The organism is Selenomonas sp. oral taxon 138 str. F0429 (assembly GCF_000318175.2).
GTDB lineage: Bacteria > Bacillota > Negativicutes > Selenomonadales > Selenomonadaceae > Centipeda > Centipeda timonae.
This window is the reverse complement of record NZ_KB290930.1, coordinates 210,631-223,441: the sequence shown is the minus strand read 5'-3', so window position 1 is coordinate 223,441 and position 12,811 is coordinate 210,631. Positions and strand designations below refer to the sequence as shown.

At 56.3% G+C, this 12,811-nt stretch carries 11 protein-coding genes; all 11 read right to left on the bottom strand.

Annotated features, from left to right (window positions below; all coding sequences use genetic code 11):
• Window positions 1–60 precede the first annotated feature (60 nt).
• Window positions 61–1,002, bottom strand: a complete 942-nt coding sequence (locus HMPREF9163_RS02600) for a transketolase family protein (protein ID WP_037345755.1) — start codon at window positions 1,000–1,002, stop codon at window positions 61–63.
• 2 nt (window positions 1,003–1,004) lie between these two features.
• Entirely contained in the window at window positions 1,005–1,856 is an 852-nt protein-coding gene (locus tag HMPREF9163_RS02595) for a transketolase (RefSeq protein ID WP_037345753.1), read from the bottom strand.
• Window positions 1,857–2,010: 154 nt separating this feature from the next.
• On the bottom strand, window positions 2,011–3,714 hold the full coding sequence (locus HMPREF9163_RS02590; protein WP_037345751.1) for a ribonuclease J: 1,704 nt from the start codon (window positions 3,712–3,714) through the stop codon (window positions 2,011–2,013).
• A gap of 321 nt (window positions 3,715–4,035) precedes the next feature.
• Window positions 4,036–4,539, bottom strand: coding sequence for a hypothetical protein (locus HMPREF9163_RS02585; RefSeq protein WP_009440087.1), 504 nt, complete (start codon window positions 4,537–4,539; stop codon window positions 4,036–4,038).
• Window positions 4,540–4,651: 112 nt separating this feature from the next.
• Window positions 4,652–6,076, bottom strand: coding sequence for an argininosuccinate lyase (gene argH, locus HMPREF9163_RS02580; protein WP_009440086.1), 1,425 nt, complete (start codon window positions 6,074–6,076; stop codon window positions 4,652–4,654).
• The gene (locus tag HMPREF9163_RS02575) at window positions 6,076–7,287 is read right to left on the bottom strand and encodes an argininosuccinate synthase (RefSeq protein WP_009440085.1); all 1,212 of its coding nucleotides are present in this window, start codon (window positions 7,285–7,287) and stop codon (window positions 6,076–6,078) included. Before HMPREF9163_RS02575 ends, argH begins: the two co-directional genes overlap by 1 nt.
• Window positions 7,288–7,311: 24 nt before the next feature.
• On the bottom strand, window positions 7,312–8,247 hold the full coding sequence (gene argF / locus HMPREF9163_RS02570; RefSeq protein WP_037345749.1) for an ornithine carbamoyltransferase: 936 nt from the start codon (window positions 8,245–8,247) through the stop codon (window positions 7,312–7,314).
• Window positions 8,247–9,464, bottom strand: coding sequence for an acetylornithine transaminase (locus HMPREF9163_RS02565; protein ID WP_037345747.1), 1,218 nt, complete (start codon window positions 9,462–9,464; stop codon window positions 8,247–8,249). The genes argF and HMPREF9163_RS02565 overlap by 1 nt, the downstream gene beginning before the upstream one ends.
• A gap of 12 nt (window positions 9,465–9,476) precedes the next feature.
• Entirely contained in the window at window positions 9,477–10,361 is an 885-nt protein-coding gene (gene argB, locus HMPREF9163_RS02560; RefSeq protein ID WP_009440082.1) for an acetylglutamate kinase, read from the bottom strand.
• Window positions 10,362–10,374: 13 nt separating this feature from the next.
• A complete protein-coding gene (argJ, locus tag HMPREF9163_RS02555; RefSeq protein ID WP_009440081.1) occupies window positions 10,375–11,586 on the bottom strand; it encodes a bifunctional glutamate N-acetyltransferase/amino-acid acetyltransferase ArgJ in 1,212 nt (403 codons plus the stop codon).
• A gap of 26 nt (window positions 11,587–11,612) precedes the next feature.
• A complete protein-coding gene (gene argC, locus HMPREF9163_RS02550; protein WP_009440080.1) occupies window positions 11,613–12,647 on the bottom strand; it encodes an N-acetyl-gamma-glutamyl-phosphate reductase in 1,035 nt (344 codons plus the stop codon).
• Window positions 12,648–12,811 lie beyond the last annotated feature (164 nt).

Below are 12,811 nucleotides of genomic sequence, written 5' to 3'. Positions count from 1 at the left end.
CGTTATTTTCGAAATAAAAAAGACGCCTCTACAAATGTAAAAGCGTCTTCCCATGTTCGTTTACTTCCCGACAAAGGTCTTCGTCTGCGCCACAATGTGCTCTGCCGTCAGTCCGAACTGCTTGAGCAGCTCCGCCGCAGGGCCAGAGTGCCCGAACTCGTCACGAACGCCGATGCGGTGGACGGGAACGGGGGCATGCTCGGTAACAACGCCTGCAACTGCCTCGCCAAGTCCGCCGAGGATATTGTGCTCCTCGACGGTCACAATCCTGCCGCATTCCTGCGCCGCACGAATGACAAGCTCCTCATCGAGCGGCTTGATTGTCGCCATATTGATGACGCGCGCCTTGATCCCCTCAGCAGCGAGGAGCTTGCCTGCCTTGATTGCCTCGGGGACGAGAATGCCCGTCGCGATGATGGCGACATCTGTACCGTCCTGAGTGACCTCGCCCTTTCCAATGGCGAATTCATATGACTCGTCATGATAGACCGGCGTCGCCGCACGCCCGAAGCGGATGTATACAGGGCCCTCCATCTCGTACGCGGCGCGCACCATCTTGCGTGCCTCCACATCATCCGAGGGGCACATGACCGTCATGCCCGGAATCGTACGCATGAGGGCAAAGTCCTCACAGCACTGATGGGATGCACCGTCCTCACCGACGGAGATGCCGCCGTGCGTCGCACAGATCTTGACGTTCAGATGCGGATAGCCGATCGTGTTGCGCACCTGCTCGTAGGCACGCCCCGCCGCAAACATGGCAAAGGTGGACACGAACGGCACGAGCCCCATCGTCGAGAGTCCCGCACCGACGCCGACCATATCACACTCTGCAATGCCGCAGTTAAAGTGACGGTCAGGAAATGCCTTCTTGAATGTTCCGCTCTTCGTCGCCCCTGCGAGATCCGCATCCAGAACAACAATATTTTCATGTTCTTTGCCGAGCTCTACAAGTCCGTTTCCGTAGCTGTCACGTGTTGCAACTTTCTTTACGTCTGCCATGCTCATGCCTCCTCAATCTGCTTGCGAATCGCAGCCAGTTCCTCAAGGCCTCGTGCGAGTTCGTCATCATTGGGTGCCTTGCCATGCCAGCCAGCATTGTTCTCCATAAAGGAGATGTCCTTGCCCTTCACCGTCTTCATAAGGATCGCGGTTGGCTTTCCTGTCCCCTTGTTTGCATGGAACGCCTTGAACGCCTCTTCCAGTGCATTGTAGTCATGCCCGTCAATCCAAATAACCGCACAGCCGAACGCCTCAAACTTCGCGTCGATCGGTGCTGTATTCATGACATCTGCCGTTGCGCCGTCGATCTGGAGGCCGTTGACATCCACTGCGATGCAGAGGTTATCCAGCTTGTAGTGCGCCGAGAACATGAGCGCCTCCCAGACCTGCCCCTCGGCAAGCTCACCGTCGCCGAGCAGCGTGTAGACATTGATGTCCTTGCCGAGATACTTTGCACCCTTTGCCATGCCCGCCGCCGTCGAAATGCCCTGCCCGAGCGAGCCCGTAGACATATCCACGCCCGGCGTAAGGTTCATATTCGGATGTCCCTGCAGACGTGAGCCGATATGGCGCAGTGTCAGCAGCTCCTCCACGGGAAAGAAACCGCGATTGGCAAGCGTCGCATAGAGTCCGGGTGCGACATGTCCCTTCGAGAGAACGAAGCGATCGCGGATCGGATCGTTCGGATTCTTCGGGTCAACGCGGATTTCCTTATTGTAGAGATAGGTAAAATACTCCGTCGATGAAAGTGAGCCGCCAGGATGCCCGCTCTTTGCTGCATGTGTGCTGCGCAAAATACCCTCGCGTACCTTCACCGCGAAAAGCTGGAGCTCCTTCTCTTCAGCTGCCGTCATAAAACTCCTCCTCGCCCCAATCAATACATTACCATACGGGTTCATTCTACCCCTTTTTCTACTTGCCCGCAATATACACAAGGCTACAATTTTTCCGATATATTTACAAATAAAAAAGTCACCCTAAATGGGCGACCTCTTTGTATCCGCTTTGTCAGATCTCCATAATGATGGGCAGTATCATCGGGCGGCGGCGCGTCTTATCGAAGAGATAGCGGCTGAGTGCGTCGCGCACATTCGACTTGATCGCCGACCACTCGCGCACATTCTCATCCTCACAGCGATCGAGCGCCTGCTGGACACGCGCACGTGCCTCCTCCATCAGCGCCTCCGACTCACGCACGTAGACAAAGCCGCGTGAGACGATGTCGGGTCCCGATACAACGCGGTTGTTCTGGCGATCCATCGTCACAACGATGATGAGGATGCCGTCCTGCGACAGCTGACGGCGGTCACGCAGGACGATATTGCCCACATCGCCGACACCGAGACCATCGACCATGACCATGCCGGACTGCACGCGTCCGACAACCTGTCCCTTCTCCTTCGTGAACTCGAGAATCTGTCCGTTCTCACTGATGAAGATATTTTCCTTCGGCATACCGAGTTCGCGTGCAAGGCTTGCGTGCTGCACGAGGTGATGGTATTCGCCGTGCACGGGCATAAAAAACTTCGGACGCACGAGATTGTGCATGAGCTTGAGTTCCTCGCGGCTGCCGTGCCCCGAGACGTGAATGCCCTTGTCACGCCCATAGATGACGTTCGCACCGAGCTTCATCAGATTGTCCACCGTCTTAGAGACGAGCTTCTCGTTGCCCGGGATCGGCGTCGCCGAGATAATAACTGTATCGCCCGGCACAATCGTAATCTTACGGTGATCGGATGCCGCCATGCGCGAGAGCGCAGACATCGGCTCACCCTGACTGCCCGTCGTCACGATGACGATCTGCTCGGGACGGAAGTTGTTCACCTCATCGATGCCGATGATCGTCCCCTCGGGTGCTGTCAGATAGCCCAAATCGAGAGAGATACCAACGACATTCTCCATGCTGCGCCCGAGGACGGCAACGCGCCGCTTGTATTTCACCGCCGTGTCGATGACCTGCTGGATGCGGTGGACATTCGAAGAGAACGTCGCGACGATAATGCGCCCGCGCACATTATGGAAGGCCTTGTCGAATGCCGCGCCGACCGTGCGCTCGCTCGCCGTATGCCCCTCCCTCTCCGCATTCGTGCTGTCGGCGAGGAGGAGCAGAACCCCCTTGTTGCCGAGATCGGAGAAGCGGCGGAAATCCGTCATCTGTCCGTCGACCGGCGTATAGTCCAGCTTGAAATCCCCCGTGTGGACAATCATGCCCACAGGCGTCTTGATCGAGAGTCCGACCGCGTCGGGAATCGAGTGGTTCACGCGGATGAATCCGACGCTGAAGCAGCCGATGTTGATGATGTCTCCCGCCATCACGGAGTGCAGATTGCTTGAATCCACCCCGTTTTCCTTCAGGCGCCCCTCAAGAATACCAAGCGTCAGCCGCGTCCCATAGACAGGTACGGGAATCTGCTTCATCACATAGGGCAACGCGCCGATGTGATCCTCATGACCATGCGTCAGGACGATTGCCTTGACCTTGTCCCTGTTTTCGATCAGATAGGTAATATCGGGAATGACGAGGTCGATGCCGAGCATGTCCTCCTCCGGGAACATGAGCCCGGAGTCCACAACGAGAATCTCATCATCCACACGGATGGCAGTCATGTTCTTTCCGATCTCGCCAAGACCGCCAAGCGGTATGACCTGTACCTTCTGCACATTTTTCCCATGATTGCCATTACGATTTAACGACAAAAAACACACCTCCATAGATATGGGACATCTTCACCGTGTCCCTATTCCTTAAATAATTGCTCATCCATTCGATCATGAAATCAGAATTCATCCACACGAAAATACAGCGACCGGAGGAGATTCCCTCCATCGTCGCCATATGGGAAAGCGCCGTCTTCGCTGTCATTGCTGTGAAAAAATACGACCGCACAGCAACGCGAAAACCGCAAGAAAAATGATCCGATCCATTCACTTGAGGCTATTTTACCATTCCATTACCAACAATGCAAATAAATTTTGTGCAGATACACAAAAGGCACTCCCAACCGAGTGCAGGGAGTGCCTTATATCGTGCGCTCAGAAGCGCATGGTGAGACCGACACCGACGCCGTTCTCACGGCTGCCGTGATCCGGCTTGAAGTTGTGATAGTTTACATTGAGATCCAGATTTGCGATCAGGGACTTGTTCAGCCCGACCTGCGACTCGTTGAAATCCTTGCCCGCAATATAGGACGCATAGGCATTGAAGCCGAGTACTGTCGGTGTGCTGAGCGCCAAACCACCATAGAGATTGTTCTCGTCTGTCTGCCCCATATCCCAACGATAACCGCCGAGGAGGCGAACGTTCTGTCCAACAACATTGTACTGCATGTAGACATCCTTTGGATTGCCGTACTCATTGCGGTCATTCCGCCCTATGCCAACGGCGATCTCGTCCGTTGCCTTGTACTCGATATAGGCCTCTTTCGTACCGATGCCGACAGCCGTATCATGTGTGCTGAGATGGTTGATCGGCGCTGCCGAAGCCGCCGTCGAAATGGAAAGACCAAGCACAGCAGCCAGAATTGCAATTTTCTTCATCGTAATTTCTCCTTTCCGATGTGGGTATATTATCCCTGTGCAGCGTTTGATATAACTTAACACGGGATTATTCTTTGATAAATCTTTAGCACCTGACGCTAAAAGAAGTGGCTCACAGGATCTGCTGCTTCGTCTCCAACGCCGAGAGTATGCGCTTCTCCTCCGCCATCAGTTCCTCTGCCGCAGTGAGCTGCATTGCGACCTGCTCGTACGAGGTACCGCCATAGGAGTTCCGTCCCGCAACGCAGGTCTCGGGGCGAATCGCCTCGTATACATCCTCTGCAAAGAGGTTCGACAGCTTCTGATAGTCCGCAAGCGGCAGATCTATAAGCCAGATGCCACGCTCGATGCAGAGTGCGACCGCCTGTCCGGAGACGCTATGTGCCTGACGGAAGGGCATTCCCTTCCGAACGAGGTAGTCTGCAAGATCTGTTGCATTCGAGAAGTCCGCCTCGACGGCGTGGCGCATGACATCCGCGCGCACCTTCATCCCACGGATCAGCTGCGCGTAGACGGCAAGGCTGAAGTTCACCGTGTCGATGGCGTCAAACAACCCCTCTTTGTCCTCCTGCAGATCCTTGTTGTACGCAAGCGGAAGTCCCTTGACCGCAGTGAGCATCGCCATGAGATGACCGACCACGCGCCCCGTCTTACCGCGCACGAGCTCGGAGACATCGGGATTCTTCTTCTGCGGCATCATGGACGAGCCTGTGCAGTGCGCGTCGTCCAGTTCCACAAAGGAGAACTCACGCGAGCACCAGAGGATGATCTCCTCCGAGAGCCGCGAGAGATGCACCATGAGGATGGACGCCGCCGAGAGGAATTCGAGGATGTAGTCACGGTCACTGACCGCATCCAAACTGTTCGTATAGATGCGCTCAAAGTTCAGCTTCTGCGCGACAAATGCACGATCAATCGGCAGCGTCGTGCCCGCGAGTGCCCCTGCGCCGAGCGGCATGATGTCCGTCCGCGCATAGACGCCTTGAAAGCGCTCAAAGTCGCGCGTAAGCATACCGAAGTATGCCATAAGATGATGCGCGAAAAGGATGGGCTGGGCGCGCTGCAAATGCGTGTAGCCCGGCATGATGACATCCTTATTGGCTTGTGCGGATTCCACCAGCGCGTGTTGGAGCTCGGCGATGTGACCGAGCACCTCCACGACGGAGCGGCGCACGAACATATGGGTATCGAGCGCCACCTGATCATTGCGGCTGCGCGCCGTATGCAGACGGCTGCCCGCATCTCCAATCGCATCGGTCAGACGCTTTTCGATATTCATATGAATATCTTCGAGCTCGACGCTGAATTCAAATGCGCCGCTCTCGATCTGTCCGAGGATATCTCGCAGCCCCTTGTCGATTGCCGCACGATCCTCCTCCGAGAGAATCCCCACCTTTGCAAGCATAGCAGAGTGCGCAAGCGATCCTGCAATATCCTCGCGGTACATGCGCCGATCAAAGGCGATGGACGCCTGAAACTCGTTGATCATCTCGTCCGTCGTCTTGGAGAAGCGTCCGCCCCAGAGCTTTTCGCTCATTACTTCTGCCCCTCCTGCATGAGTGCGCGCACCTTGAGCGGCAGGCCAAAGAGGTTGATGAAGCCCGTTGCATCCGCCTGGTTGTAGACATCGTCATGCTCGAAGGTGACGAACTCCTGACTGTAGAGCGAATATGGCGACGTTGCGCCCGCAGAGATGATGTTGCCCTTGTAGAGCTTGAGGCGCACCTCACCCGTCACAGTCTCCTGCGTGCTGTCCACGAATGCGGCAAGCGCCTCGCGCAGCTGGCAGAACCACATGCCATCGTAGACGAGCTCGCCGTAGCGGATGGCAAGGCCTTCCTTGTAGTGGAAGGTGGCGCGGTCGAGGCAGAGATACTCGAGCTCACGGTGCGCGTAGTAGAGGATCGATCCGCCCGGATTCTCGTAGACGCCGCGCGACTTCATGCCGACGAGGCGGTTCTCGCAGATGTCGACGATACCGACGCCGTTGCGTGCACCGATCTCGTTGAGCTTCGTCAGTAGTTCGACCGCCCCCAGCTTCTCCCCGTTGACAGCGACAGGAACACCCTGCTCGAACGAGATGGAGACATACTCGGGTGCATCCGGCGCATCCTCAGGCGCACAGGAGATAAGGAACATGGAGTTCTTCGGCTCATTCGCGGGATCCTCGAGATCGGAGCCCTCATGCGAGAGATGCCAGATATTGCGATCCATGCTGTAGGTCTTGTTCTCCGTTGCAACGGGGATGCCATGCTTCTTTGCATACTCGATCTCCGCCGTACGGGAGTCGAGATCCCACTCGCGCCACGGCGCAATGATCTGGAGATTTGGTGCAAGCGCCTTGACCGTCAGCTCAAAGCGCACCTGATCGTTGCCCTTTCCCGTCGCGCCGTGTGCAATCGCATCTGCACCCTCGCTCTTTGCGATGTCGACGAGAGCCTTTGCAATCACAGGGCGCGCAAACGATGTGCCGAGCAGATACTTCCCCTCGTAGACTGCGCCCGCCTTGAGTGTCGGCCAGACGTACTCCTCAAGGAATTCCTTCGTCAGATCGACGATATGCACCTTCGATGCGCCTGAGGCAAGAGCCTTGTCATGTACGGGCTCAAGCTCCTCGCCCTGCCCGACATCCGCGCAGACGGCGATGACCTCGCAGTTGTCATAGTGCTCCTTCAGCCACGGAATGATGACCGAGGTATCCAGACCGCCGGAATACGCAAGGACTACTTTTTTGATCTGCTTTGCCATGTTTGAAACAACTCCTTAGTAAATTCAGTCGCCCATTACGAGCGCCATGATTGCCTTTTGGACGTGGAGACGGTTCTCCGCCTCGTCAAAGATCACATCGGCGAAGTTCTCAAAGACCTCCTCCGTGATCTCCTCACCGCGATACGCGGGCAGACAGTGCATGACAATGCAGCGTGCCTCCCCCGAGGCGGCAACGAGTTCGCGGTTGACCTGATAGGGACGGAAACATGCAATCCGCGCATCGTGCTCATCCTCCTGCCCCATACTCGCCCACGTGTCCGTGACGATGACATCTGCGCCCTGCACCGCCTCTTTCGGATCGGTGGTGATCGTCACCGTTGCGCCCGATGCCGCTGCATCTGCCTTTGCATTTGCCACAACCGCCGCATTCGGCGCATAGCCCTCGGGCGTTGCCGCAGCGAAGTGCATGCCGACCTTTGCCGCCGCATACATGAGCGAATGTGTCATATTGTTGCCGTCGCCGACATATGCCATCTTCAATCCCGCGAGATTCTTGCCCTTGTACTCACGGATTGTGAGGAGATCCGTGAGTGCCTGACATGGGTGCAGAAGATCGCTGAGCGCGTTGATGACGGGGACATCCGCCCAGCGCGCCAGCTCCTCGATGCGGTCATGCCCATAGGTGCGGATCATAATGCCGTCGAGATAGCGTGAGAGCACGCGCGCTGTGTCCTTGATCGGCTCGCCGCGCCCAAGCTGCAGGTCGCGGCTGCTGAGAAAGAGCGCCTGCCCACCGAGCTGGTACATCCCCACCTCGAAGGAGACGCGCGTCCGAGTCGAGGACTTCTCGAAGATCATGCCGAGCGTCTTGCCCGCAAGCAGAGGATGCGGAATGCCCGCCTTCTGCTTTGCCTTGAGATCAGCCGCAAGCGTCAGTATCTCCTCTACGTCATCTGCACTGAGTTCGTGGATGGAGAGCAAATCCATTCCCTTGTTCATCATAGTCCTCCTCGGTCACATATGTCAAGGATGCAGCGATCCAAAACAGCAATCAGTTCATCCACTTCAGTCTTCGAGAAAATCAGCGGCGGGATAAAGCGCAGAACATTCCCAGCCGTACAGTTGATGATAACGCCCTGCTCCAACATCCGTCGGGCGATTGCCGCCGCATCCTCATTCCTCTGCATCTCCATGCCGAGAATCAGCCCCGTGCCGCGCACCTCTCTGATATGCGCAGGATATTTCTCCTGCAAGCCGCGCAGTGCTTCTTTGAAATATGTGCCGACCGACTGTACTTCACGCAGGAAAGTCTCGTCTGCAATCGTATCAAGGACGACGTTTGCCGCCGCACACACAAGCGGATTCCCGCCGAAGGTGGAGCCATGGTCGCCCGCGTGAAATGCAACGGCGACCTTCTCCGTGACGACGAACGCCCCAATCGGTACACCGCCCGCAAGCCCCTTGGCGAGCGTGACAATATCCGGCATTACGCCCTGCGCTTCATAGGCGTAAAACGTCCCTGTGCGCCCCATCCCCGTCTGAATCTCGTCAAAGATCAGGAGGGCATCGTGCTTGTCACAGAGTTCCCGCACCTCTTTCAGATAGCCGTCCGACGGCATGCGCACGCCGCCCTCGCCCTGAATCGGTTCGAGCATGACGGCCGCCGTGCGTGCGCTCATCATGGCTTCGAGCGCCGCGATATCGTTGAACGGCACATAGTCGAACCCCCCCGGCAGCGGCTCGAAGCCCTTGTGGAATTTCTCCTGTCCCGTCGCCGTCAGCGTCGCGAGTGTACGGCCGTGGAAGCTGCCGAGCGCCGTGATGATCTGCGATTTGTCGGGAGAGATTGTATGCGCGTATTTGCGCGCAGCCTTGATTGCGCCCTCATTCGCCTCTGCACCCGAGTTGCCGAAGAACACCTTGCCGCCCGCCGTGAGCTGCGACAGCTTTGCCGCAGCATCCGCCTGCGCCTCGGTGTAGTAGAGGTTCGATACATGGATGAGACGCGCTGCCTGCGCGGCAATCGCGTTTACGAGCGGCGCGTAATTATGTCCGAGCACATTCACCGCAATTCCGCCGAGCGCATCGAGGTATTTTCGCCCATTGACATCCCACACATACGAACCGTCCCCGTGGTCGAGCACAATCGGATAGCGTGCGAACACGGGCAGATAGCTCGCCGTATCCCTTGTAATAATTTCATTCTCGTTCTTCATCATATCTCCTGCCTACGGAAGCACCATCGTTCCGATACCGCGCGAGGTGAAGATCTCCAAGATGATGGAGTGTGCAAGCCGCCCGTCGATGATATGGGTCTTGTGCGCCCCCGCCTCAAGTGCCCTAAGACACGCCTCCACCTTCGGAATCATGCCGCCCGCAATGACGCCGCTGCGTATGTATTCCTTCGCCTCGTCCATGTGCAGCTGCGAGAGGAAACTGCTCTTGTCGCCAAAATCCTTGTAGACGCCTTCCACATCCGTAAGGAGCAGGAATTTCTCTGCATGCAGTGCTCCCGCAATCTCCGCTGCAACATAGTCCGCATTGATATTGTAGCTCTCTCCCTCAGCCCCCATGCCGATGGGGGCAATGACGGGTACATAGCCCTGATTGAGGAGATCGACGATGATGCCCGTATCGATCTCCGTGACCTCCCCGACGTAGCCGATGTCCACCGTACGCGCCTCGTCGTTTTCATAGACAGTCGCGTGCTTCTTCTTCGCCTTGATGAGCCCTGCGTCCTTGCCGCTGAGCCCGACCGCACGCACGCCGCGCAGATTGAGCAGTCCCACAATCTCTGAGTTCAGCTTACCGTCGAGAACCATCTCGGCGATCTCGACAGTCTCCTCGTCGGTCACACGGAGCCCCGAGACAAACTCACTCTCCTTGCCGACCTTCTTGAGAAAGCCCGTGATCTCGGGTCCTCCCCCGTGCACGAGGATCGGACGGATGCCGACAAACTTCATCAGCGCCACGTCGCGCATGACATTTTCCTTCAGTGCGTCGTTGATCATCGCGTTGCCGCCGTATTTGATGACGACCGTTTTCCCGTAGAACTCCTGAATGTATGGGAGTGCGTCTACAAGAATTTCCGCCTTGTCATGATCGGAGTACATCGCCGTCCCCCTCTCAGGTATGATACTCGCCGTTGATCTTCACATATTCATAGGAGAAATCGCAGGTCCAGACCGTGGCTTCCGCAGCGCCATCGTCAAGGTCGATATCAATGACGATATCATGCGCTGTCATCACTGCACGCAGTGCATCCGCATCGTATGCCGCACCCACGCCTTCCGCATAGACGGGAATGCCGCCGAACTTCACAGTCGTCCGATTCGGATCCATAGGGACGCCCGCATAGCCAACCGCACAGATCACGCGTCCCCAGTTCGGATCCTCACCAAAGAACGCAGTCTTGACGAGCGGACTGTTTGCCACACTCATGCCAACCGTCTTGGCATCAGCAAAATTCTTTGCCCCCTTGACGTGAATGGTGATGAATTTCGTCGCCCCCTCGCCGTCTGCTGCGATCTTCTCCGAGATCCCCTGACAGAGCGCGAGGAGTGCTCCTTTGAACGCCTCGTAGTCCGCATTCTTCTCCGTGATCTTCGGATTTCCTGCAGCCCCGTTCGCAAGCACAATTGCCATATCGTTCGTGCTCATGTCGCCGTCGATCGAGATCATATTGAGGCTGTATTCCATAACCTCAGAAAGCGCTTCTTGCAGGAGCATGCCGTCGATATCCGCATCGGTTGTGATAAAGCAGAGCACCGTCGCCATATCGGGGCGAATCATGCCCGAGCCCTTTGCAATGATGCCGAGACGGACTTCCTTGCCGCCGAGCATAACGGAGGTCGTTCCCGCCTTGGAGTAGGTATCCGTCGTGATGATGGCGTTGCCCGCATCCATGCTTCCATGCGGTGAGAGCTCCTTTACCGCCGCATGAATGCCCTTCTCCACCTTGTCCATCGGCAGAAGCTGACCGATGATGCCCGTCGAGGCGACAATGACATCCTGCGCGCCGCAGCCGAGCGCATCGGCTGCGATTTTCTGCATTGCGGCGGCATCCGCCTCGCCCTGCGCCCCTGTGCAGGCATTGGCGCAGCCCGCATTGGCAACAATGGCGCGTGCCGTATGCGTGGCAACAACCGCCTTTGAGACATGGACGGGCGCTGCCGCAACGGCATTCTTCGTAAAGGTTCCCGCAACAGCGGCTTCCCTGTCACTGTAGATCACGGCAACATCGAGATTCCCGCTCTTCTTGATGCCCGCCTTGACGCCGGCTGCCTGAAATCCCTTCGGGTAGGTAACCCCGAGCTTCGCACTCTCTTCGCTGAACATATATTTTCCTCCATTTTCCTACAAAATCACGGATACATGGGCACGAGATCCAGCCCCGCACGCTCATCCAGACCAAATGCAATATTCATATTCTGTATTGCCTGCCCCGCCGCCCCCTTGACGAGATTGTCAATGGCAGAGAATACAATGACACGCTGCGTTCGCGGGTCGATATGCCACGCGATATCACAGAAGTTCGTGCCACGTACATATTTCGTTGCGGGATACGCACCTCTTCCAAGCAGACGGATAAAGAACTCATCCGCATACATCTCCGCAAAGGTCGCATCAATCTGCTCCGGCGTCACGCCTTCGTTCATTTTCGCATAGCAGGTTGCGAGAATGCCGCGCGAGATCGGTGCAAGATGCGGCGTGAAGTTAATCGTGACCGCAGCGCCGCCCACATTGGAAAGCGCCTGCTCGATCTCCGGCGTATGACGGTGCGATACGGCGCCGTATGCCGTAAAGCTATCATAGAACTCCGGAAAATGCGTACTTTCCTTCGGTGTGCGCCCCGCTCCCGATACACCCGACACAGCATCGACGAGGATCGAATCCATCTGCACCAGACGGGCTTTCACAAGAGGAGCAAGTGCAAGTATGCTCGCCGTCGTATAGCAGCCCGCATTTCCGATGATGTGCGCTGAACGCACCTGATCGCGATAGAGCTCGGCAAGACCATAGGCGCGATCCGCATCGGGGTCGATATGATCCACATGATACCACGCTTCATACACGGAGGTATCTGCAAACCGATAGTCTGCGCCCAGATCAATGATGCGCAGCGGCAGATCTGAAACACTCTTTGCAATCTTCATTGCATGTCCATGCGGAAGTGCGATAAAAAGAACATCACTATCTGCAGCAATGCTGCGTACATCCTCCATGGATTCGAGCTCTTTGTTATAAATATTCAATAAATGTGAATAAAGTGTGGATATGCGTTCGCCTGTATGACGCTCCGATGTCAGATGTGCAATCTCGACATTCGGATGTCCATGTAGCAGGCGAATCAGTTCTTCCCCGGCATATCCAGAAGCTCCGATAATACTTGCCTTCATTTCATCCCCTCCGTTTCATCTTCGAAAAGATTTTATAATTATACATCTTTACTGCATAAGATTTCAAGTCCTTTTTCAAAAAATAAACCGACCTCACAGATCGCCGTAAAAGAACTGTAAGGTCGGTACGAGGGAATCACTGATAATATGAAGTCCGTCAGATT